We start from the raw sequence: 22061 nt of genomic DNA on the forward strand, positions 1-22061 counted from the left end.
GAACATTACGCCTTATGGCCTGAGCTGAAACCGGGTTCGGCAGCACCGTTTCGATCATTTTCCGAACCGGCCACGACCGAGGGCGTACGCCCGGGAGCTGCGAGGACCCTGCCCGTGGCCAGGAGCACCAGCAGCGCCGCCACTCCACCGGCCCCCGCGACGGCGAAACTCCACGCCGTCCCGCCGAGCTCGACGGCCGGGCCGGCCACCGCCGTTCCGGCCGCCGCGCCCACGCCGAAGGTCGTCACGAGCCAGGAGAACGCCTCGGTCACCGTGCCCTGTGGCGCGTGCCGGTCCACGACGATGAACGAGCAGGCGATCGCCGGGGCGAGGAACACTCCGGCGAGCGCCGCCAGCGCGGTCATGGCGGGCACACCGGGCGTCAGCGTCAGCGGCAGATAGCCGAGCGCCAGCAGCGCGACGATCACGCGCAGCCTGCGCTCGGGCGCCCCGGCCCACTGCCGGGCCCCGTAGACAGCTCCGCCGATCAGCGCGCCGAGGCCGAGCGCGGCCATCAGCCAGCCGTACACGGACTCCCGTCCGTGGTCGTCGGCGTAGGCGACACCGGCCACCGTGATGGAGCCGAGCGCGAGCCCGACGAAGAAGAAGGCGCCGAGCAGCGCGAGCAGTCCCGGCGAGCGCAGAGCACCGAGCCAGTGCGCCTCGCGGGGCGCCGAGCGCCACGTCCTGGAGGGCTCGGACAGGACGACGGACAGCGCGCCCAGTACGCCGATGGCGTTGATGACCAGGAGCGCGGCGGCCGGCGACCAGAGCGACACCAGGACCGTCACGAGGAGCGGCCCCACGGTGAACATGATTTCCTGGGCCACCGCGTCCATGGCGTACGCGCGGTGCACCCGGTCCTCCCGGCCCAGGACCGTCGGCCACAGGGCCCGCAGGCCGCCCTCCAGCGGGGGCGTGAACACGCCGGCCACGACGACCGCCGCGTAGGCGGCCGGGAGCGGGCCGAGGCCGACCAGGGCGAGCACGGCCATGCCGAGCGCGGAGACGACCGCCGCGGGGAGCTGGACACGCGGCTGGCCGAAGAGGTCCACGGCCCGGCCCAGCAGGGGCTGCCCCACCGCGGTGGCGAGTCCGTACGCCGCCGCCAGAGCGCCGGCCAGGGTGTAGCTGCCGCCCTCCGCACGGGTGAAGAGGACGATCGCGATGTGGGCGGTGCCGTTCGGCAGCCGGCCCACCAGTGTTCCCGTCAGCAGCCGGGCGGCGTGCCGCGCCCGGAGGATGTCCATGTACCCCGCGGCCATGTCCCGCCCCTCTCCCCCACCGGTGCCGCACACCGTGGGGTTTTACGTATAACGTCGACGCTCATACGTACCATGTGGGCACCCGGGAGTCCATCCCGCCACGATCCGACCGGTCCAGCACGGAGGCACGAGTGAGCAGCACCCAGCAGCCCTCCCCACCACGGCCCACCAGCCGTGACGTGGCACGGGCGGCGGGCGTCTCGCAGGCGACGGTCTCGCTCGTACTCGGCGACAAATGGCGGGGCCGGGTGTCCACCGCGACAGCCGAACGGGTCCGTGACAGCGCCAGGCAGCTCGGCTACCGGCCGAATCTCGCGGCCCGCAGCCTCCGGCTGGGCCACACCCGCACCGCCCTGCTCGTCGTCCCGGCGCTCACCAACGAGTTCTTCGCCCGGGTGTACACGGGGGCCGCCGCCGTCGCCGCCGAGCACGACTTCGGCGTGGTCCTCTACCCGTCCCCCGACGGCACCGGCCCCGCCAGGGACCCCTTCGCCTCGGCCCGCGCGGCCCTCGACGGGGTGATCGCCTCGTCGATGGCGGCGGACGCGCTGGGAGCGCTGCGGGGCGCGGACCTGCCGCTGGTGATGCTGGACAGCGACCCCGCCGACCGCGGCGCCGCGGCGCGCGTCAACCTCGACATCGCGGACGGCATGCGCCAGGTGACGGACCATCTGACCGGCCTAGGTCACCGTCGGATCACACACCTCGCCTCCGCCGTGGACACCTGGACCTTCGCGGTGCGTGCCCGGGCACTGCGGGAGGCCGTGCGTGACGTCCCCGGCGCCGTGCTGCGCACCGTCACCGCCCCACTGGACGTACGGTCCGGGCGCGAGGCCACCGAGACGGTCCTGGCCGCCCCCGGCCCGCTGCCGACGGCGATCGTCTGTGACGACGACATCCTGGCCGCCGGCGCCTGCAAGGCGGTGCGCCGGCGAGGTCTGCGGGTCCCCGACGACATCTCGGTGACCGGTTTCGACGACCTGGCGCTCGCCACTGCGGTGGAGCCGGAGCTCACCACCGTGCGCCTCCCGGCCGAGCAGGTGGGTGAGCGCGGCATGACGGCTCTGCTGGCCGTCCTGGAGGGCCGCCCCGCGGTCCACCACGACCTCCCCGTCCATCTGGTGGTACGGGGCTCCACCGCGCCTCCTGCCACCGCGTGACGGAGCCCCCGGCCGCCGCGTACGGCGGCCGGGGGCTCCGTCGGGAGATCTGCCGTGACCGGTTACTCCTTCGGGGCCTCGCCCGTGCCCTTCACGGAGCCGTCGGCACCCTTCTCGGGAGCGTCGGTGCCCTTCTCGGGAACGTCCGTCCCGGCGGACGGGGTGGAGCCGCCCTCGGGCTCCTCCGTGTCGGACGGGGCGTCCGTCGGGGTCGCCCCCGCGCCGTCCGCGTCCAGCAGCCTGGTCAGCTGCCGGCCGACGATCCGCTTGAACTTGCGCTGCTGCGGCCTCGTGCGGTCCAGGACCGCGACCTCGAGCCGCTCGGCGGGAATCTCCCGCTCGTTGCCGTTGGCCTCGCGGGACAGCGCCTGCACGGCCAGCTTCAGCGCCTCGGCGAGCGACATCCCGTCGCGGTGACGCTGGTCCAGGAAGCTGCTGATCTGCTCGGCGTTCCCGCCGACCGCGACGGAGCCGTGCTCGTCCACGATCGAGCCGTCGTGCGGCAGCCGGTAGATCTGGTCGCCCTCGGGCCCGGCGCCGACCTCGGCGACCACCAGCTCCACCTCGTACGGCTTCTCGGCGGCGCTGGAGAAGATGGTGCCGAGCGTCTGCGCGTAGACGTTGGCCAGCCCCCGGGCCGTCACGTCGTCGCGGTCGTAGGTGTATCCCCGCAAATCGGCGTAGCGCACCCCGCCGATGCGGAGGTTCTCGTACTCGTTGTACTTGCCGGCGGCTGCGAAGCCGATCCGGTCGTAGATCTCGCTGAACTTGTGCAGCGCGCGGGACGGGTTCTCGCCGACGAACACAATGCCGTCGGCGTACTGGAGCACAACCAGGCTGCGACCACGGGCGATGCCCTTCCGGGCGTATTCCGCCCGGTCGGCCATGGCCTGCTGAGGTGAGACATAGAACGGCGTCGACACCGGCTATCCGTCCCTTTCTGTCAGTGACGAGTGCATCGGAGAAGCATCGGGCCGGTCAGAGCAGCGCGGCGCGCGGGCCGTCGGGCTGTTCGAGACGGCGCTCCAGGATCGCGCGCGCGATCTCCGAGGATTCCGTGTCGTCCAGCCTGCGGAAGCCCTCGTCGGTGATGACGGTGACGATCGGATAGATCCGGCGGGCCACGTCCGGGCCACCGGTCGCCGAGTCGTCGTCGGCCGCGTCGTACAGCGCCTGCACGACCAGGGTGAGTGTCTGCTCCTCCGTCAGGTCGTCGCGGAACAGCTTCTTCATCGACCCGCGGGCGAAGACGGAGCCGGAGCCGGTGGCCGCGTACCCGCGCTCCTCGGAACGGCCGCCGGTGACGTCGTACGAGAAGATCCGGCCCTTCTCGCGGTCGACGTCGTACCCGGCGAACAACGGAACGACCGCCAGGCCCTGCATGGCCATCGCGAGATTGCTGCGGATCATCGTGGAGAGCCGGTTGGCCTTGCCCTCCAGGGAGAGCGTGGCGCCCTCGACCTTCTCGAAGTGCTCCAGCTCCAGCTGGAACAGCTTCACCATCTCCACGGCGAGACCCGCGGTGCCGGCGATCCCCACCGCCGAGTACTCGTCGGCCGGGAACACCTTCTCGATGTCGCGCTGCGCGATCATGTTCCCCATGGTCGCCCGCCGGTCACCGGCCAGGACCACTCCGCCGGGGAACGAGGCCGCGACGATGGTCGTGCCGTGCGGCGCCTCGATCGCGCCTTGCAGCGGCGGCAGGCTGCGGTTGCCGGGAAGGATCTCGGGTGAGTGGTCGGACAGGAAGTCCATGAACGAGGACGAACCCGGCGTCAGGAAGGCAGCTGGTAGACGCCCGGTGCTACGAGTGTTGGCTTCCACGCGTTTCCCTCCAGGTATGCGATGGCCCTGCGCAAGGAGTCAGGATCATCCCCAACTTGCCGATGGCCGAATTGCAGTTGAAGCAGTACGCCACGGACCCTACCCGTCCTGTGACGGTGATCAACATGATCCCGGGTGCGGAAGCACTTCCGTGGGACGCCCCGGTGACGCCCGGTGCGGGCGAGGGCATCCCACGGAAATCGCCTGCCGGCGGCGCGAGCCCGCCGTCGAGCGGTCCGGCCGGATATCCGGCTGTTACTGACCGCCCTTTTGGACGAACGATCGAACGAAGTCCTCGGCATTGGACTCGAGTACGTCGTCGATCTCGTCGAGGACGTCGTCCACGTCCTCGCTGAGCTTCTCCTGCCGCTCCGCAAGGTCCTCGGACGCCTGCGCGTCCTGCGCCTGCTCCTCGGTCTCCTCGGTGGAACGTGTCGCCTTCTGCTGTCCGCCGCCGGTGTCCTTGGTCGCCATGTAGCTCACCCCGCTCGGTTCGAAGCACTTGATCAGACCCTACCTACGGGGTCCGACATTGGCCCGGTACTTTCCTCAACGTCCGGAGGTCATCTGATTGATTCCCAGCCGGGACGCCTTTCAGCCCCCCGTAAGCGTCCGGACCAGCTCGTCCGCCGTGCGGCAGCGGTCCAGGAGCTCCTCGACGTGGGCGCGTGTACCCCGCAGCGGTTCCATGGTGGGCACCCGTTGCAGCGAGTCACGGTCGGGCAGGTCGAAGATGACCGAGTCCCAGGAGGCCGCGGCGACGTCGTCCGCGTACTGCTCCAGACAGCGGCCCCGGAAATAGGCCCTGGTGTCCTCGGGCGGCTTCGTACGCGCCCTCTCGACGTCGTTCTCGTCGAGGAGCCGCTTGATCTTCCCCCGGGCCGCCAGGCGGTTGTACAGGCCTTTGTCGGCCCGTACGTCGGCGTACTGGAGGTCCACCAGGTGCAGGCGCGGGGCGTCCCAGTCCAGGCTGTCACGACGCCGGTAGCCCTCCATGAGCTCGCGTTTGGCGATCCAGTCCAGCTCGCCCGAGAGGCTCATCGGGTCGTTCTCCAGGCGGTTCAGGGTGTCCTCCCAGCGGGCCAGGACATCCTTGGTCTGCTCGTCCGCGTCCGCGCCGTACCGTTCCTCGACGTACTTGCGGCCCAGCTCGAAGTACTCCATCTGGAGCTGCACCGCGGTGAGCGTCCGGCCACTACGGAGCGTGACCAGCTGCTTCAGTGTCGGGTCGTGCGAGACCTGGTGCAGCGTGCGGACCGGCTGGTCCACCGCCAGGTCGACATTGATGAAGCCGTCCTCGATCATGGCCAGCACCAGCGAGGTGGTGCCGAGCTTCAGATAGGTCGAGATCTCGGAGAGGTTCGCGTCGCCGATGATCACGTGGAGCCTGCGGTACTTCTCGGCGTCGGAGTGCGGTTCGTCGCGGGTGTTGATGATGGGGCGTTTGAGCGTCGTCTCCAGGCCGACCTCGACCTCGAAGTAGTCGGCGCGCTGGCTGATCTGGAATCCGTGCTCATGGCCGTCCTGGCCGATGCCGACCCGGCCCGCACCGGTGACGACCTGGCGGGAGACGAAGAACGGGGTCAGATGGCGCACGATGTCCGAGAAGGGGGTCTCCCTCTTCATCAGGAAGTTCTCGTGCGTGCCGTAGGACGCGCCCTTGTTGTCGGTGTTGTTCTTGTACAGATGGATCGGCTGGGCGCCCGGGATCGCGGCCGCCCGTTCGGCCGCCTCCGCCATCACCCGCTCGCCGGCCTTGTCCCAGAGCACCGCGTCCAGCGGATTGGTGATCTCGGGTGAGCTGTACTCGGGGTGCGCGTGGTCGACGTACAGCCGCGCACCGTTGGTGAGGATGACATTGGCCAGGCCGATGTCCTCGTCGGTGAGCTGGCTGGAGTCCGCGGTCTCACGGGCGAGGTCGAAGCCTCGCGCGTCACGCAGCGGGTTCTCCTCCTCGAAGTCCCAGCGGGCGCGGCGCGCCCGGTGCATCGCCGCCGCGTAGGCGTTGACGATCTGGGACGAGGTGAGCATGGCATTGGCGTTGGGTTGACCGGGGACGGAGATCCCGTACTCCGTCTCGATGCCCATCACTCGCCGTACGGTCATGCGGCCCTCCTTGCCCGGCGTCGCTCCCGTCCGGGAGCGGCGCTCAAGTACCGCTGCTGGTCCGCGGTGCCCGTCCCCGCACTGCGCGACTCGGCGGTACGGCAGAGCCTAGAGCGCCTCTGCGCCGGTGGGGAGATCAATTGCGTCTTTGTTCGGGTGTGGCCGGAGCTGCCGGGAAAACGACCGGCTGCGGATGCCCTGCCGGGCATCCGCAGCCGGTCTGCGTTTTACAGGTACTGTCCGGTATTTGCCACCGTGTCGATGGAGCGACCGGTGTCTGCGCCCTGCTTTCCGGTGACGAGTGTGCGGATGAACACGATCCGCTCGCCCTTCTTTCCGGAAATCCTGGCCCAGTCGTCCGGGTTGGTCGTGTTGGGCAGGTCCTCGTTCTCCTTGAACTCGTCCACGCATGCCTGGAGGAGATGGGAGACGCGCAGGCCCTTCTGGCCCTGCTCGAGGAATGCCTTGATGGCCATTTTCTTTGCCCGGTCCACGATGTTCTGAATCATCGCTCCGGAGTTGAAGTCCTTGAAGTACAGGACTTCCTTGTCGCCGTTCGCGTAGGTGACCTCGAGGAAGCGGTTCTCCTCGGATTCCGTGTACATCCGCTCCACGACGGACTGGATCATCGCGTGGGCGGCAGCCTCCCGCGAGCCGGTGTGCTCGGCCAGGTCGTCCGAGTGCAGCGGCAGCGAGGGGGTGAGGTACTTCGCGAAGATGTCCTTCGCCGCCTCCGCGTCCGGACGCTCGATCTTGATCTTCACGTCGAGCCGGCCGGGCCGCAGGATCGCGGGGTCGATCATGTCCTCACGGTTGGAGGCACCGATGACGATGACGTTCTCCAGGCCCTCCACACCGTCGATCTCGGCGAGCAGCTGGGGGACGATGGTGTTCTCCACGTCCGAGCTGACACCGGAACCACGGGTGCGGAAGAGGGATTCCATCTCGTCGAAGAAGACGATGACGGGGGTGCCCTCGCTCGCCTTCTCCCGGGCACGCTGGAAGACGAGGCGGATGTGCCGCTCGGTCTCACCGACGTACTTGTTGAGGAGCTCGGGGCCCTTGATATTGAGGAAGTAGCTCTTCCCCGCGGGCTGTCCCGTGACCTCCGCGACCTTCTTGGCCAGCGAGTTGGCGACGGCCTTGGCGATGAGTGTCTTGCCGCAGCCAGGAGGGCCGTAGAGCAGGATCCCCTTCGGCGGGCGGAGCTCGTGCTCCTTGAAGAGGTCCGGGTGGAGGTACGGGAGCTCGACCGCGTCACGGATCAGTTCGATCTGGTCTCCCAGACCGCCGATCTTGTTGTAGTCGATGTCCGGGACCTCTTCGAGAACGAGCTCCTCGACCTCGCTCTTGGGTACCACCTCGTAGACGTAGCCGGACCTGGGTTCGAGCAGGAGGGCGTCGCCGGGGCGGATGGTGATGTCCAGCAGAGGCTCGGCGAGCCTCACCACCCGTTCCTCGTCGGTGTGCCCGATGACCAGGGCGCGCTCGCCGTCCTCGAGGATCTCCTTGAGGGTGACGATGTCCCCGGCCCGCTCGAATTCCATGGCCTCGACCACGTTGAGCGCCTCGTTGAGCATGACTTCCTGGCCTCGCCGGAGGCCCTCGAGCTCGACGCTGGGACTGACGTTCACCCGGAGCTTGCGGCCCCCGGTGAAGATGTCGCAGGTGTCGTCCTCGTTGGCCTGCAGGAAGACACCGAAGCCGGCCGGCGGCTGCGCGAGCCGGTCGACCTCCTCCTTGAGGGCCACGATCTGGTCGCGGGCCTCCCGGAGTGTGTTGGCGAGCCGCTCGTTCTGCGCGGACACGCCTGCCAGGTTGGTCTGCAACTCGACGATCCGCTCTTCGAGAATCCTCGTATGACGCGGAGAGTCGGCGAGCTTACGTCGCAGGACGGCGATTTCCTGCTCGAGATAGGCGACCTGGCCGGCTGGGTCCTCTGACCCTCGCCCGGGCCGGTTGCCGCGGTTGATGTCGTCGTCGTGGGCTGCCACGGTCCTCACCTCCTCCAAGGGGAGCTGGACGCTTCCTGACCCTACCTGGGTGGGTGATGATTGAAACCCCTAGATCACAAAGACCCGGGAGTCTGTCCGATCTTCACCCTTGCGCTCTCCCTCACGCCAAGGGAATACCCACCCTTCGGCACCGGAAAGCAGCCGGTTGTATCGTCGAAGCGTTCAACACCCGTCAGGGCTGGCTTCAATTGGTGCAGATACGCAGGGAACGGCAGGACACATGACCGTGCAGCAGGACGCTCCGGGCGACAGCGACACGCAGGACCTCGAGGTCTGGATCGATCAGGATCTCTGTACGGGCGACGGCATCTGCGTGCAGTACGCACCTGAGGTGTTCGAGCTGGACATCGACGGTCTCGCGTACGTCAAGAGCGGCGAGGACGAGCTCCTCCAGGACAAGGGCGCGACCACTCCGGTGCCGCTGCCCCTCCTCCAGGACGTCGTGGACTCGGCCAAGGAATGCCCGGGTGACTGTATTCACGTACGTCGCGTTTCGGACAACGTAGAGGTCTTCGGGCCCGACGCGGAGTAGAGGTTCAGACGCCTCGCGCGGTGGGGCCCGTGGGGCCGGCGGACTTGATGAACGCGTTGCCCTTCCACTGCCAGGAGGCGCTCTCCAGTTCGTCGGGGCAGCAGCGGGGCACGTCGGCCGAGGAGTAGCCGAGCAGGGTCGCCGACACCCGGCCGTCACGGACGGTGAAGTCGGTGACGTTGAGTTTCTGAGCGGGGTCCACCAGGGTCGCCACGACCCGGGGTGCGGCCCCGCTCGGCTGTGTCACGACGTAGATGCCGCTGGGCGGGGTGCCCGACCCCGCGGCGCAGCGTACGACGGCCACGGTCTCGGGGCCGCCGTCCCCGTCGAGGTCTCCGGGGGCGCTTTCGGCCACGGTGTGTCCGGCGGAGCCGCACTCGAGCGGGAAGGTGACCTGGGCCGGGTCGGGCGCCTTCGTGGCGGGCGCGCTCCCGTGCCGCGTGGTGACGCGGTGCTCGGACGCGGACGCCGTCGCGGTGGCCGCCTCCGGCTGGAGCAGGCCCGCGGCGGCGACGACGGCGGCCATCGCGGTGGCCGTGGCGAGCCAGTGCACCGGCTTGGCGTAGGTGTGCGCGAGGTCCGGGAGCGCGGAGGTCTGCACGCGGTATGTCTCCTGTGGTTCCTGGTGCCTGGATAGGCGGTGCCGAACGGATGTCGGCGGGCGGGGGTGGCCAGCATCGTGCCACACCTCACACCCGGGGGGAACGGCGGGGTCGGCGCGGCCGACGGAAAAGGCGCCGCCGCCGGGCTCCCGGGTCGGTCCGGGAACTCGGCGGCGGCGCCCGCGCGTGGAACGAGGTCAGTCGCTGGTGTCGGCGGAGCCGCTGCGGCTGCCGGGGCCCTTGTAGTCCTCGCCGTAGGCGCCCTTGGACGGGCGGCGGCGGCGCACCGGCGGCTCGACGCCGTCCGCGAGACGGCGGGCGGTGACGAGGAAGCCGGTGTGGCCGATCATCCGGTGGTCCGGGCGGACTGCCAGTCCTTCGACGTGCCAGTTGCGGATCATCGACTCCCAGGGCTGCGGTTCCGCGAAGCAGCCGATCTCACGGATGGACTCGACGGTCCGCGAGAGCTGGGTCGTGGTCGCGACGTACGCGCAGAGGATGCCGCCGGGTACCAGGGCCTTGGAGACGGCCTCGAGGCACTCCCAGGGGGCGAGCATGTCGAGGACGACACGGTCGACGTCGGTGTCCGAGAGGTTGTCCTGGAGGTCGCCGACGGTGAGCTGCCAGGCGGGGTGCGGCGAGCCGAAGTAGCGCTCGACGTTCTGCTGGGCGATCTCGGCGAAGTCCTCGCGGCGCTCGTAGGAGTGCAGCATGCCCTGCTCGCCGATGGCGCGCAGCAGGAAGGTGCTCAGCGCACCGGAGCCGACGCCGGCTTCGACGACGCGCGCGCCGGGGAAGATGTCACCGAAGGCGAGGATCTGGCCCGCGTCCTTCGGGTAGACCACGGCGGCACCGCGGGGCATGGACAGGACGTAGTCGGGGAGCAGGGGGCGCAGCGCGAGATAGGCGACGTTTCCCGTGGTTCGGACAACACTGCCCTCGGGAGCACCGATCAGCTCGTCGTGCGGGAAAGAACCCTTGTGGGTGTGGAAGTTCTTTCCGGCCTCGAGCGTGAAGGTGTAGTGGCGTCCCTTGGGGTCGGTGAGCTGGACCTGGTCCCCGACTTTGAATGGGCCGCGACGGCGGGCGGCACCGGTCGGTTCGGACATGTGACCAGCCTACCGGTATTTCGGGGGCCGCTTTCCGGGGTGTCAGGCCGAGGGACGGGCCATCGCCTTGATGAAGGCGCGCTCGACGTCGGCGGTGGAGAGGACGCCGTAGATCTCGCCGGTCTCCTCGACCACCAGGTACTCGGTGGCGGGGGTGGCCTTCAGCCGGTCCAGCAGGGCCTCGCCCGCGAGTTCGGCCGGGACCTTCATACCGTCGGTGAGGTCCTGGGCGAGGCCGCTCACGGCCACCCAGGGCCGGCGGTGTTCGGGGACGCCGGCGATGGCCGCCTCCCGGACGACGCCCTTGGGGCTGCCCTGCCCGTCGACGACGACCAGGGCGCGGGCGCCCGCCTCGTTGGCGCGGCGGAGTGCCTCGGAGAGCGGGGTGGCGGACTCCACGGGCACGGCACGCCGGGTGAGGGTACGGGCACGGAGTTCGGGGAGGTGTTCACGGAGCCGGGCCGTCCGCAGGCTGTTCCCGGCGCCGGTCCAGATGATCGCCGCGAGGATCGCCGCGAGGAGGGCGTCGGTGACGGTCTCGAACCCGCTGATCTCACCGGTGGCGTTGCCGAGGGCGCCGGTGTGGGTGAGCAGGGGGAGGCCGACGAAGACGGTGATGGCCAGGCCCCGGCCGACCCACGCGGCGGCGATGGTGCCGCTCATCGGCTTGCCCGTGATCTTCCAGACGACGGCGCGGAGCATGCGTCCGCCGTCCAGGGGCAGGCCGGGCAGCAGGTTGAAGGCGGCGACGATGAGGTTGGAGACCATCAGCCCGGCGAGGAGCACGCCGGGGACGGTGCCCGCTTCGACGAACTGGAGCGGGATGTAGAAGACACCGCCGAGGACGAGGGAGAGCAGGGGGCCCACGAAGGCGAGGACGAACTCGCGGCCGGGGGTCTCGGTCTCCTTCTCGATCTCGGAGACGCCGCCGAAGAACTGGAGCTGGATGCGGCGCACCGGCAGCTTGTAGCGCAGGGCGGCGACGGTGTGGGCGAGCTCGTGGACGAGCACGGACGCGTAGAAGGCGATCGCGAAGAAGAGTGCGACGAGGTAGCGGGCACCGCCGAGTTCCGGCAGGACGCGGTCGAGCTGTCCTCCGAAGACCCAGGTGATCAGAGCCGCGACGACGAACCAGCTGGGTGCGACGTACACGGGCACGCCGAAGGGGCGCCCCATGAGGAGGCCGCCTCCCGGGTCTGCCGGGCGTCGCGGTTTGCCCTTGTCCGGTCCGGTGCCGGGGTCCTTGTCCCCTGCGCCGGGCTGCGGGCGCCCGCTGTCGCCGCTCTCGTCCACGGGGTCCCTTCGGTCGGTGGCTTCTGCCACGATCATGCTGTGTGCGAGCTCTGTCGTCGATGGTATGCCGCTGGGTGTCAGTGGCGGGCCGTAGGGTCTGCGACATGACGTCCGTACCGCGCCCGCCTCAGCCACCCTCGTCCCTGTCGCCGTCGCGCGCGAACGATTTCATGCAGTGTCCCCTGCTGTACCGCTTCCGGGTCATCGACAAGCTCCCGGAGAAGCCCAGTGAGGCTGCTACCCGGGGCACGCTGGTGCATGCGGTGCTTGAGCGCCTGTTCGACGCCCCGGCGGCGGACCGCACGGCGCCGAGGGCGAAGGCGCTGGTCCCGGGCCAGTGGGACCGGCTGCTCGAGTCGAAGCCGGAGCTGACGGAACTCTTCGAGGAAGATCCCGGGGGAGAGCGGCTCGCGGGGTGGCTGGGCGAGGCGGAGCGGCTCGTGGAGCGGTGGTTCTCACTGGAGGACCCGACCCGGCTGGAGCCGGCCGAGCGCGAGCTGTTCGTCGAGACGGAGCTGGATTCCGGGCTGAAGCTGCGCGGCGTGATCGACCGCGTGGACGTGACCCCGACGGGTGACGTCCGCATCGTGGACTACAAGACGGGCAAGGCTCCGCGGCCGGAGTACGCGGAGGGGGCGCTGTTCCAGATGAAGTTCTACGCCCTGGTGGTGTGGCGTCTGAAGAAGGTGGTCCCGCGCCGGCTCCAGCTCGTCTATCTCGGCAGCGGTGACGTGCTGACGTACGACCCGGTTCCGGCGGACCTCGAGCGGGTGGAGCGCAAGCTGCTGGCGCTGTGGGAGGCGATCCGGCTGGCCACCGAGACGGGTGAGTGGCGGCCGAGGCCGACGAAGCTGTGCGGCTGGTGCGACCACCGGGCGGTCTGCCCGGAATTCGGTGGGACTCCCCCGGTCTATCCGCTGTCCGTGCGCCCGCCCGAGGCGGTGGAGGCTGTGCAGGGCAGAATGGAGCCGGTCCGGTCCGGGACCGGCCGCCCCGTGGCCCTCGAAGGCCCTTAAGGAGATTACGTGGCTATCCGCGTCCTGCTCGTCGATGATCAACCACTGCTGCGCACCGGTTTCCGGATGATCCTGGAGGCGGAGGGCGATCTGGCGGTGGTCGGTGAGGCCGGGGACGGCCTGCAGGCCATCGACCAGGTGCGGGCGCTGCAGCCCGATGTCGTGCTCATGGACATCCGGATGCCGCGGATGGACGGGGTCGAGGCGACCCGTCAGATCACGGGCCCCGGGCGGGACGGCCCGGCGAAGGTCCTGGTGCTGACCACGTTCGATCTCGACGAGTACGTGGTGGAGGCGCTGCGCGCGGGCGCCAGCGGCTTCCTGCTGAAGGACGCCCCGGCCAACGAACTGGTGCAGGCCATCAGGGTGGTGGCCGCGGGCGAGGCGATGCTGGCGCCCAGCATCACGCGCCGGCTGCTCGACAAGTACGCCGACCATCTGCCGTCGGGCGACGACCCCGTCCCGGACGCCCTGCACACCCTGACCGATCGCGAGGTCGAGGTGCTGAAGCTGGTGGCGCGCGGGCTGTCCAACGCGGAGATCGCGGCGGACCTGTTCGTGAGTGAGACGACGGTCAAGACGCATGTGGGTCATGTGCTGACGAAGCTGGGCCTGCGCGACCGTGTGCAGGCCGCCGTGTACGCCTACGAGAGCGGTCTGGTGCGTCCCGGCGCCCAGTGACGGGACGCCGACGCGGACGGGCGCGGCCCGGAGTCGATGACTCCGGGCCGCGCCCGTCCGTGTGAGCGGATGCCGCGTCAGGACTCGCCGCGGCCCAGCTCCCAGAGCTGGAGGTCGGCGGAGGAGTTGACGGCCCACTCCACACCGGTCAGCTCGTCGAGCGAGGCGACGTACTGCTTGCCCTGCCAGACCGGGAGCACCGGGACGTCGTTGGCAACGATGTCCTGGAGCTTCTCGAAGGCCGGGCTCGCGGCGCTGCGGTCGGCCTCGTGGCGGGACTGAGGGATCAGTTCCTTCCGCGCCTCGGTGGACTTGTACGGCGAGTTGAGGAAGTTGTTCTCGTCGAGGAACGGCGCGATGTAGGTGTCCGGGTCCGGGAAGTCGGGGAACCAGCCCATGCCGTAGACCGCGTACTCGCCCTTCTTCTGGGCGGGGCGGTACTTGTCCCAGGGCGTGCCCTTGACGTCGACCTCGAAGAGCTGCGTGTCGTTGAGCTGCTTCGCCAGCGTCTCGAACTCCGCCTTGGTGGCGGGCCCGTAGTAGTCCGTCGTGTAGTTCAGCGTGAACTTCACCGGTGTGCTGATGCCGGCCTTGTCCAGGAGTTCGGCGGCCGCCTTCACATCGGGCTCACCGTATTTGGTGTAGAACGAATTGGTGTGGCTGGTGATGCCGGAAGGGATCAGCGAGTAGAGCGGCTCGGCGGTGCTGCCGTACACCTTGCTCGCGATGGCCCCGCGGTCGATGACCTGGGCCATCGCCTGGCGTACGGCCTTGTTCGCCACTGCGGGGTCCTCGGTGTCGAACGCGAGGTAGCGGATGGCGAGGCCGGGCATTTCGGTGAGCTTCACGCCCTCCTTCGGCTCCTCCAGCATCTTCTGGGCCTGCTCGGGCGACATGGTGCGCGTCATCATGTCGATCTTCTTGTCGTCGAGCGCCTTGCCCATCGCCGCCGCGTCGGGGAAGAGGTCCAGCTCGACCTTCTCGTTCCTGATCTTCAGGTCACCCTTGTACTTCGGGTTCCTGGTGAAGACCACCTTGACGACCTTGTCGCCTTCGACCTCGGGCTTCATCGTGTACGGGCCGGAGCCGTCGACCTGGAAGCCCTCACGGGCGGACTTCGCCGGGTACTTGTCCTTCTGCACGATGCCGGTGGTCGGCGTGGCGAGCTTGTAGGGGAAGGTGGCGTCCGATGTCTTCAGGTGGAAGACGATCTCCTTCTCACCCTTGGTCTCGATCGCGTCGATGTTGTCGAGCAGGCCGACCGGGCCGCTCTCGTACTTGATGTCGATCACGCGCTGGAGGGAGTACTTCACGTCCTCCGGGGTGACGGGGGTGCCGTCCGCGAAGGTCAGTCCGTCGCGCAGCGTGCAGCGGTAGCTCTCGTTGGCCGTGTCCGTGAAGGTGCAGCTCTTCGCCGCCTCGGGCACCGGCTCGCCGCCGCCCCGGGGTATGTGGGTCAGCGTCTGCACGGTCTGGCGCAGCACGTTCCAGACGCCCGCCTCGTAGCCGATGGCGGGGTCGAGGGGGGCCGGGTTGTCCTTCGAGGCGATGAACTGGTCCGTTGTCCCGACAACGATGGCATCGCCCCCGTCGTCCGACCCGCCGCAGGCGGCGAGCACGGGTGCGAGCAGGCCCACTACGGCCGGCAGCACCAGCGTCTTGCGGTTCATCTGGACGTTCTCCCTCATTCCGGCATGTGAGAAAACCGAGATTAGTAGGCGCCGCAGGGGGACTTGACCGGTGCGAATCGGGTGCGTATTCACTCGGTGATCACCGATGACGGGTTGTCCATGTCACGCTCGGGAATGTTTCGTACACGCCCTCATCAATACGGACGTATAGGGGCCCCGAATCGGACAGCCTGGCCGATCCGCGGGCCCCACGAACATTACGCCGAGTGACGAACGTCACGCTCCCACCCTGCCGACCGTATTGACATGAACCTGATTCACGCGGTGCGCGAAAGCGGGGAACGAACAGATTTCAGGGCCGGATTCTTGTTGCCTGTCCACGAATCACCCTCGGTGCACCGGCTCTCACTCGTCGGCGACCAGCTCCCGCAGGAAGGCGAGATCCACCTGCTCCAGGGAGGGCACGACCACCCGGCCGGGGGCTGGGGCGATCGGCGCCACGGACGGCACGGCGACGACCCGGCAGCCCGCCGCCTCGGCCGCGGCGACCCCGGTGGCGGTGTCCTCGATGACCGCGCAGCGCCAGGGATCTGCCCCGAAACCCGCCGCCGCCGCGAGATAGGGATCGGGGTGGGGCTTCGTACGGGACACCTCGTCCCCCGCTACCGTGAGCGCGAAGTGGTGCCGGCCCACCGAATCCAGGACCCGGTCGATGATGCGCCGGTGCGAGGCGGAGACCAGGGCGGTGGGCACCTCGTGCGCGGCGAGCTCGGCGAGCAGCCGCCCGGCACCCGGCATCAGCGGCACACCGCGTCCGATGCGCTTCTCGAAGCGGTCGTTGAGCAGCACGGTGAGTTCCTCGATGGCGATACCGGCCCCGGTGACCTCGATGAGGTAGCCGGCGCTGCGGGTCATGGGCCCGCCGACCACGACCTCCCGCCAGGCCGGCTCCAGCCGGTGACCGAGGTCGGCGAAGACCTCGACCTCCACGTCCCACCAGAAACCTTCGGTGTCGACCAGTGTGCCGTCCATGTCGAGAAGGACGGCTTGCAGCGCCGACCCTTCGGCCGTACGGGTCAGGGACGCGGGGACCGTACTGGTCATCCGGCACACCTCCATGAGGGACGAGAAGGCCGGCCGCCTTCCCGGTGGGAACGGCGACCGGCCTGCACTGGACCGACCAGTCTACGACTCGCGCACGCCCGGCGCGCGGAGCAGCGCCTTACAGCGCGTCGAACAGTGCCTTACCGCGCGTTGAAGTACTTCGCCTCCGGGTGGTGGATGACGATCGCGTCCGTGGACTGCTCGGGGTGGAGCTGGAACTCCTCGGAGAGCTTCACACCGATCCGCTCGGGCTCCAGGAGCTCGGCGATCTTCGCCCGGTCCTCCAGGTCGGGGCAGGCCCCGTAGCCCAGGGAGAAGCGCGCGCCGCGGTACTTCAGCGCGAACATGTCCTCGACGTCGGAGGGGTCCTCACCGGCGAAGCCCAGCTCGCTGCGGACCCGCGCGTGCCAGTACTCGGCGAGGGCCTCGGCCAGCTGCACGGACAGCCCGTGGAGCTCCAGGTAGTCGCGGTAGGAGTTCGACTCGAAGAGCTCGGCGGTGGCCCCGCCGATCTTCGAACCGACCGTGACGACCTGGAGGCCGATCACGTCCGTCTCCCCCGACTCCTCGGGGCGGAAGAAGTCCGCCAGGCAGAGACGGCGGCCGCGGCGCTGGCGCGGGAAGGTGAAGCGGGTGCGCTCCGAGCCGTCCTCGTGCAGCAGGATCAGGTCGTCGCCCTTGGAGACGCAGGGGAAGTAGCCGTAGACGACGGCGGCTTCCAGCAGGTTCTCGGTGTGCAGCTTGTCGAGCCAGCCGCGCAGGTGCGGCCGGCCCTCGCGCTCCACGAGCTCCTCGTACGTCGGCCCGTCACCGGCGCGGGCCTGCTTGAGACCCCACTGGCCCTTGAAGAGCGCGCCCTCGTCCAGCCAGGAGGCGTACTCCTTGAGCTGGATGCCCTTGACGACCCTGGTGCCCCAGAACGGCGGCTCGGGAACCGGGTTGGTGACGGAGACGTCGGACCGTACGCCCTCCTCGGGCTCCACGACCTCGGCCACGGGGGTGTCCCGCTTGGGCACCCTGCGCTGCTTCAGCTCGGGGAGGCTGGCGCCGGGGACACCGCGCTTGACCGCGATGAGGGCGTCCATGAGGCGCAGTCCCTCGAAGGCGTCGCGGGCGTAGCGGACCTCGCCCTCGTAGATCTCGTGCAGGTCCTGTTCGACGTAGGCCCTGGTCAGGGCGGCGCCACCGAGGATCACCGGGTAGTCGGCGGCCATCTTGCGCTGGTTCAGCTCCTGCAGGTTCTCCTTCATGATCACGGTGGACTTCACCAGGAGGCCCGACATGCCGATGACGTCGGCGCGGTGCTCCTCGGCGGCGTCCAGGATCGCGGAGACGGGCTGCTTGATGCCCAGGTTGACCACGTTGAAGCCGTTGTTGGACAGGATGATGTCGACGAGGTTCTTGCCGATGTCGTGGACGTCGCCCCGGACGGTGGCCAGCACGATGGTGCCCTTGCCGTCGTCGTCGGTCTTCTCCATGTGCGGTTCGAGGTAGGCGACCGCGCTCTTCATGACCTCGGCGGACTGGAGCACGAAGGGCAGCTGCATCTGGCCGGAGCCGAAGAGCTCACCCACCACCTTCATGCCGGCCAGCAGGGTGTCGTTGACGATCGCGAGCGCGGGCCGGGTCTGCAGCGCCTCGTCGAGGTCGGCCTCCAGGCCGTTCTTCTCGCCGTCGATGATGCGGCGCTGGAGCCGCTCGTCCAGGGGCAGGGCGAGCAGCTCCTCGGCCTTGCCCTGCTTCATCGACTTCATGTTGACGCCCTCGAAGAGCTCCATGAGCCGCTGCAGCGGGTCGTAGCCCTCCTCCCGGCGGTCGTGGATCAGGTCGAGGGCGACCTTGACCTGCTCCTCCTCCAGCCGGGCGATCGGCAGGATCTTGGAGGCGTGCACGATCGCGGAGTCCAGGCCCGCCTTCACGCACTCGTCCAGGAAGACGGAGTTCAGGACGACGCGTGCGGCCGGGTTCAGACCGAAGGAGATGTTGGACAGGCCCAGCGTGGTCTGCACGTCGGGGTGGCGGCGCTTCAGCTCGCGGATGGCGCCGATCGTGGCGATCCCGTCCTTGCGGGACTCCTCCTGGCCCGTGCAGATGGTGAAGGTCAGGCAGTCGATGAGGATGTCCGACTCGTGGATGCCCCAGTTGGTGGTGAGGTCCTCGATGAGCCGCTCGGCGATGGCGACCTTGTGCTCGACGGTGCGGGCCTGGCCCTCCTCGTCGATGGTCAGCGCGATCAGCGCGGCGCCGTGCTCGGCGGCCAGCCCGCTGACCTTGGCGAAGCGGGACTCGGGGCCGTCGCCGTCCTCGTAGTTGACGGAGTTCAGCACGGCCCGGCCGCCCAGCTTCTCCAGTCCGGCGCGCAGGACGGGCACCTCGGTGGAGTCGAGCACGATCGGCAGGGTGGAGGCGGTGGCGAACCGGCCGGCCAGCTCCTCCATGTCGGCGACCCCGTCGCGGCCCACGTAGTCGACGCAGAGGTCGAGCATGTGGGCGCCTTCGCGGATCTGGTCGCGGGCCATCTCGACGCAGTCGTCCCAGCGCGCGTCGAGCATGGCCTCACGGAACTTCTTGGATCCGTTGGCGTTCGTACGCTCGCCGATCGCCAGGTACGAGGTGTCCTGGCGGAACGGGACGGTCTGGTAGAGCGAGGCCGCGCCGGGCTCGGGGCGCGGGGCGCGGGTGGTGAGCTCGGAGCCGCGGACGCGGTCCACGAGCCGGCGCAGGTGCTCCGGGGTCGTACCGCAGCAGCCGCCGACGAGCGAGAGGCCGTACTCCTGGACGAAGGTCTCCTGGGCGTCGGCCAGGCCTTCGGGGTCGAGCGGGAAGTGTGCCCCGTCCTTGGTGAGCACCGGCAGCCCGGCGTTCGGCATGCAGAGCAGCGGGATGCGGGAGTGGCGGGTGAGGTAGCGCAGGTGCTCGCTCATCTCCGCGGGGCCCGTCGAACAGTTCAGGCCGATCATGTCGACGCCGAGCGGTTCGAGCGCGGTCAGCGCGGCGCCGATCTCGGAGCCGAGCAGCATGGTGCCGGTGGTCTCGAAGGCCAGTGAGCACAGCACCAGGAGGTCGCTGCCCATCGCCTCCAGGGCGCGCCGGGCACCGAGCACGGCGGCCTTGGTCTGCAGGAGGTCCTGCGTGGTCTCGATGATGAGCGCGTCGGCTCCGCCGGCGATCAGCCCTTCGGCGTTCTGCTGGAAGCCGTCGCGCAGGACCGTGTAGGGCGCGTGGCCCAGGGTCGGCAGCTTGGTGCCCGGGCCGATGGAGCCGAGCACCCAGCGCTGCTGTCCGGTGGACTCGGTGAACCGGTCGGCCACCTCGCGGGCGATGGCCGCGCCGGACTCGGAGAGCTCGTGGATCCGGCCGGGGATGTCGTACTCGCCCAGGGCGGAGGCGTTGGCCCCGAAGGTGTTCGTCTCGACGCAGTCCACGCCGACCGCGAAGTACTCCTCGTGGACCGAACGGACGATGTCGGGGCGGGTGACGTTCAGGATCTCGTTGCAGCCTTCGAGGTTCTCGAAGTCCTCGAGGGTGGGGTCCTGGGCCTGGAGCATGGTGCCCATGGCACCGTCGGCCACCACGACCCGGGTGGCGAGCGCCTCACGGAGCGCTGCGGCTCGGGTCCGGCTGTCAGCTGCGGGGGTCGGCAACGAGGCCATGGATGTTCTCCCTGGGATGCGACGGCTGTCGGCTTCGCGCCCCTCTGCGCAAGGGACACGCGGCCAGCGTAGCGGGGAGGCGCCCGGGGCGGGCATCGCGTCCCACGGGACGGACTGCATGCTGTCCCGTGACGGGCCCGCTCACGGGGTGACGCATAATCTTCGCGCCACCGGACAGAGGTCGGCATCGACCGATAGTGTTCAGCATTGTCGAACCGAGGTGGAGGAGTACGGCGCGATGGCGAAGAACATCCAGTCGCTCGAGCGGGCAGCCGCGATGCTGCGCCTGCTGGCGGGCGGCGAGCGTCGGCTCGGCCTGTCCGACATCTCGTCGTCCCTGGGTCTGGCCAAGGGCACCGCGCACGGCATCCTGCGCACCCTCCAGCACGAGGGCTTCGTCGAGCAGGACGCCGCGTCGGGCCGCTACCAGCTGGGCGCCGAGCTGCTGCGCCTGGGCAACAGCTATCTCGACGTGCACGAGCTGCGCGCCCGCGCGCTGGTGTGGACCGACGACCTGGCCCGCTCCAGCGGCGAGAGCGTCCACCTGGGCGTGCTGCACCAGCACGGGGTCCTGATCGTCCACCACGTCTTCCGGCCCGACGACAGCCGCCAGGTACTCGAGGTCGGCGCCATGCAGCCACTGCACTCCACCGCCCTGGGCAAGGTCCTGGCCGCCTACGACCCGGTCGCGCACAGCGAGGCCACGGAGGTGGAGCGGCGGTCCTTCACGCCGCGCACCGTCACGGGCGACGAGGAGTTCGAGTCGCTGCTCGACCTGATCCGGGCACAGGGCTGGGCGGCCGACGTCGAGGAGACCTGGGAGGGCGTGGCGGCCGCGGCCGCCCCCATCCACGACCGGCGCAGGATGCCGGTCGGCGCCGTGGCCGTGACCGGGGCGGTGGAGCGCGTCTGCACCGGCGGCGAGCTGCGGCCCGAGCTTGTCGCGGCCGTACGGGACTGCGCCCGTGCCGTCTCCCGGGATCTGGGCGCCGGGCGCTTCTGAGCACCCCTCGCGACGTCGGTAACGATCGAGTCGCGCGTCACACACCCCTTGACGCACCCTCCATCGGGGAGAAACATTGCCGTTCACCGGTCGGCATTGTCGAACGCTTAACGGCATAACGCGTTAGGGTGTGACAGTGCCGAGGGCCGGTCAAGCCCTACAGGTGAAGTGCCCGTCCCCGACGAGTACCCACCTGGGGGCGCGATCCACCGGAGGGACCCGGTGTTTCGCCTTCCCCTGGACGAAGGACAAAGGAGTCACGGGTGTCCAGCTCCGACATCTTCATCGGCGAGACCATCGGTACCGCCGTACTCGTACTGCTCGGCGGCGGTGTCTGTGCCGCCGTCACGCTCAAGCGCTCCAAGGCGCAGAACGCCGGCTGGCTGGCCGTCACCTTCGGGTGGGGCTTCGCCGTGCTGACCGGTGCCTACATAGCCTCGGGCGTGTCAGGCGCCCACCTCAACCCGGCGGTCACGATCGGTCTCGCGATCCAGGGCGGCACCGCGTGGAGCGATGTGCCCCTGTATCTCGCCTCCGAGCTGCTCGGCGCGATCATCGGCGCCGTGCTCGTCTGGGCCGTGTACTACGGCCAGTTCCACGCGCACCTCACGGATCCCGAGATCGTGAAGGCGCAGCCGGCCGAGGAGGGCATGGTCGACCAGGCGTCGGCCCCGAAGGCGGGCCCCGTGCTCGGCATCTTCACCACGGGTCCGGAGATCCGGAACGCGGTGCAGAACGTGGTCACGGAGATCATCGCCACCTTCGTGCTGATCCTGGCGATCCTCACCCAGGGCCTCAACGACGAAGGCAACGGCCTCGGCGCGCTCGGCGCCCTGATCACCGCCCTGGTGGTCGTCGGTATCGGTCTGTCGCTCGGCGGCCCGACCGGTTACGCGATCAACCCGGTGCGTGACCTCGGTCCGCGCATCGTGCACGCGCTGCTGCCGCTGCCCAACAAAGGCGGGTCGGACTGGGGCTACGCCTGGGTACCGGTGGTAGGACCGCTCATCGGGGGCGCACTCGCCGGCGGGCTCTACAACATCGCCTTCGCCTGAGCCCTCATCTCC

At 69.4% G+C, this 22061-nt stretch carries 19 protein-coding genes; 6 read left to right on the top strand and 13 right to left on the bottom strand.

The window, feature by feature from the left end:
• Positions 1-5: 5 nt before the first annotated feature.
• Complete coding sequence (locus ACZ32T_RS26230) at positions 6-1265, bottom strand: MFS transporter (protein WP_467264525.1); 1260 nt, start codon at positions 1263-1265, stop codon at positions 6-8.
• Between the two features lie 131 nt (positions 1266-1396).
• Here ACZ32T_RS26230 and ACZ32T_RS26235 point away from each other — a divergent pair, with 131 nt between their 5' ends.
• Positions 1397-2425 carry a LacI family DNA-binding transcriptional regulator gene (locus tag ACZ32T_RS26235; protein ID WP_467369322.1) on the top strand — a complete coding sequence of 343 codons (1029 nt, stop codon included), beginning with the start codon at positions 1397-1399 and terminating at the stop codon, positions 2423-2425.
• A gap of 62 nt (positions 2426-2487) precedes the next feature.
• On the opposite strand, the gene prcA is transcribed toward ACZ32T_RS26235, so the two are convergent.
• The 6 genes from prcA to arc form a co-directional block, all read right to left on the bottom strand.
• Positions 2488-3348, bottom strand: coding sequence for a proteasome subunit alpha (prcA, locus tag ACZ32T_RS26240; RefSeq protein WP_467369324.1), 861 nt, complete (start codon positions 3346-3348; stop codon positions 2488-2490).
• A 55-nt stretch (positions 3349-3403) separates the two neighbouring features.
• Positions 3404-4249, bottom strand: a complete 846-nt coding sequence (gene prcB, locus ACZ32T_RS26245; RefSeq protein ID WP_401630150.1) for a proteasome subunit beta — start codon at positions 4247-4249, stop codon at positions 3404-3406.
• On the bottom strand, positions 4201-4551 hold the full coding sequence (locus tag ACZ32T_RS26250; protein WP_467264522.1) for an endonuclease domain-containing protein: 351 nt from the start codon (positions 4549-4551) through the stop codon (positions 4201-4203). The genes prcB and ACZ32T_RS26250 overlap by 49 nt, the downstream gene beginning before the upstream one ends.
• A complete protein-coding gene (locus ACZ32T_RS26255; RefSeq protein WP_356716943.1) occupies positions 4505-4723 on the bottom strand; it encodes a ubiquitin-like protein Pup in 219 nt (72 codons plus the stop codon). The genes ACZ32T_RS26250 and ACZ32T_RS26255 overlap by 47 nt, the downstream gene beginning before the upstream one ends.
• A gap of 120 nt (positions 4724-4843) precedes the next feature.
• On the bottom strand, positions 4844-6355 hold the full coding sequence (gene dop, locus ACZ32T_RS26260; protein WP_467369325.1) for a depupylase/deamidase Dop: 1512 nt from the start codon (positions 6353-6355) through the stop codon (positions 4844-4846).
• Positions 6356-6582: 227 nt separating this feature from the next.
• Positions 6583-8349 carry a proteasome ATPase gene (arc, locus tag ACZ32T_RS26265; RefSeq protein ID WP_365931306.1) on the bottom strand — a complete coding sequence of 589 codons (1767 nt, stop codon included), beginning with the start codon at positions 8347-8349 and terminating at the stop codon, positions 6583-6585.
• A gap of 241 nt (positions 8350-8590) precedes the next feature.
• On the opposite strand from arc, the gene ACZ32T_RS26270 reads away from it, so the two are divergent.
• Positions 8591-8902: a ferredoxin gene (locus ACZ32T_RS26270; RefSeq protein WP_467264516.1), complete on the top strand. Its 312-nt coding sequence runs from the start codon at positions 8591-8593 to the stop codon at positions 8900-8902.
• A gap of 4 nt (positions 8903-8906) precedes the next feature.
• Here ACZ32T_RS26270 and ACZ32T_RS26275 read toward each other — a convergent pair whose 3' ends face one another.
• From ACZ32T_RS26275 to ACZ32T_RS26285, 3 genes are all read right to left on the bottom strand, one after another.
• Entirely contained in the window at positions 8907-9503 is a 597-nt protein-coding gene (locus ACZ32T_RS26275) for a hypothetical protein (RefSeq protein WP_467369327.1), read from the bottom strand.
• Positions 9504-9701: 198 nt separating this feature from the next.
• Complete coding sequence (locus ACZ32T_RS26280; protein ID WP_351283080.1) at positions 9702-10613, bottom strand: tRNA (adenine-N1)-methyltransferase; 912 nt, start codon at positions 10611-10613, stop codon at positions 9702-9704.
• A gap of 42 nt (positions 10614-10655) precedes the next feature.
• Positions 10656-11906, bottom strand: coding sequence for a site-2 protease family protein (locus ACZ32T_RS26285; RefSeq protein ID WP_401630617.1), 1251 nt, complete (start codon positions 11904-11906; stop codon positions 10656-10658).
• A gap of 170 nt (positions 11907-12076) precedes the next feature.
• Between ACZ32T_RS26285 and ACZ32T_RS26290 the strand changes: the two genes are divergently transcribed.
• Both ACZ32T_RS26290 and ACZ32T_RS26295 read left to right on the top strand, forming a co-directional pair.
• Positions 12077-12922 (top strand): RecB family exonuclease, encoded by an 846-nt coding sequence (locus ACZ32T_RS26290; protein ID WP_467369372.1) that lies wholly within the window; start codon positions 12077-12079, stop codon positions 12920-12922.
• Between the two features lie 9 nt (positions 12923-12931).
• Positions 12932-13603 (top strand): response regulator, encoded by a 672-nt coding sequence (locus ACZ32T_RS26295; RefSeq protein ID WP_467264513.1) that lies wholly within the window; start codon positions 12932-12934, stop codon positions 13601-13603.
• A gap of 77 nt (positions 13604-13680) precedes the next feature.
• Here the strand turns inward: ACZ32T_RS26295 and ACZ32T_RS26300 are convergent, their stop codons facing one another.
• The 3 genes from ACZ32T_RS26300 to metH all read right to left on the bottom strand — a co-directional run bounded on the left by ACZ32T_RS26300 (position 13681) and on the right by metH (position 19991).
• Positions 13681-15273 (bottom strand): ABC transporter substrate-binding protein, encoded by a 1593-nt coding sequence (locus ACZ32T_RS26300; RefSeq protein ID WP_467265050.1) that lies wholly within the window; start codon positions 15271-15273, stop codon positions 13681-13683.
• A 366-nt stretch (positions 15274-15639) separates the two neighbouring features.
• Complete coding sequence (locus tag ACZ32T_RS26305) at positions 15640-16338, bottom strand: HAD family hydrolase (RefSeq protein WP_467264511.1); 699 nt, start codon at positions 16336-16338, stop codon at positions 15640-15642.
• A 140-nt stretch (positions 16339-16478) separates the two neighbouring features.
• Complete coding sequence (gene metH, locus ACZ32T_RS26310) at positions 16479-19991, bottom strand: methionine synthase (protein WP_467264509.1); 3513 nt, start codon at positions 19989-19991, stop codon at positions 16479-16481.
• Positions 19992-20229: 238 nt separating this feature from the next.
• On the opposite strand from metH, the gene ACZ32T_RS26315 reads away from it, so the two are divergent.
• Both ACZ32T_RS26315 and ACZ32T_RS26320 read left to right on the top strand, forming a co-directional pair.
• Positions 20230-20994: an IclR family transcriptional regulator gene (locus ACZ32T_RS26315; protein ID WP_356714621.1), complete on the top strand. Its 765-nt coding sequence runs from the start codon at positions 20230-20232 to the stop codon at positions 20992-20994.
• A 263-nt stretch (positions 20995-21257) separates the two neighbouring features.
• Entirely contained in the window at positions 21258-22049 is a 792-nt protein-coding gene (locus tag ACZ32T_RS26320; protein WP_356714622.1) for an MIP/aquaporin family protein, read from the top strand.
• Positions 22050-22061 lie beyond the last annotated feature (12 nt).

This window comes from Streptomyces sp. NPDC023573 (genome assembly GCF_055559735.1).

Coding starts and splice junctions, on each gene's coding strand:
- ACZ32T_RS26230 (WP_467264525.1), bottom strand. CDS start 1,265: ATGGCCGCGGGGTACATGGACATCCTCCGGGCGCGGCACGCCGCCCGG.
- ACZ32T_RS26250 (WP_467264522.1), bottom strand. CDS start 4,551: ATGCCGAGGACTTCGTTCGATCGTTCGTCCAAAAGGGCGGTCAGTAAC.
- ACZ32T_RS26255 (WP_356716943.1), bottom strand. CDS start 4,723: ATGGCGACCAAGGACACCGGCGGCGGACAGCAGAAGGCGACACGTTCC.
- dop (WP_467369325.1), bottom strand. CDS start 6,355: ATGACCGTACGGCGAGTGATGGGCATCGAGACGGAGTACGGGATCTCC.
- ACZ32T_RS26270 (WP_467264516.1), top strand. CDS start 8,591: ATGACCGTGCAGCAGGACGCTCCGGGCGACAGCGACACGCAGGACCTC.
- ACZ32T_RS26280 (WP_351283080.1), bottom strand. CDS start 10,613: ATGTCCGAACCGACCGGTGCCGCCCGCCGTCGCGGCCCATTCAAAGTC.
- ACZ32T_RS26290 (WP_467369372.1), top strand. CDS start 12,077: ATGCAGTGTCCCCTGCTGTACCGCTTCCGGGTCATCGACAAGCTCCCG.
- ACZ32T_RS26300 (WP_467265050.1), bottom strand. CDS start 15,273: ATGAACCGCAAGACGCTGGTGCTGCCGGCCGTAGTGGGCCTGCTCGCA.
- ACZ32T_RS26305 (WP_467264511.1), bottom strand. CDS start 16,338: ATGACCAGTACGGTCCCCGCGTCCCTGACCCGTACGGCCGAAGGGTCG.
- metH (WP_467264509.1), bottom strand. CDS start 19,991: ATGGCCTCGTTGCCGACCCCCGCAGCTGACAGCCGGACCCGAGCCGCA.
- ACZ32T_RS26315 (WP_356714621.1), top strand. CDS start 20,230: ATGGCGAAGAACATCCAGTCGCTCGAGCGGGCAGCCGCGATGCTGCGC.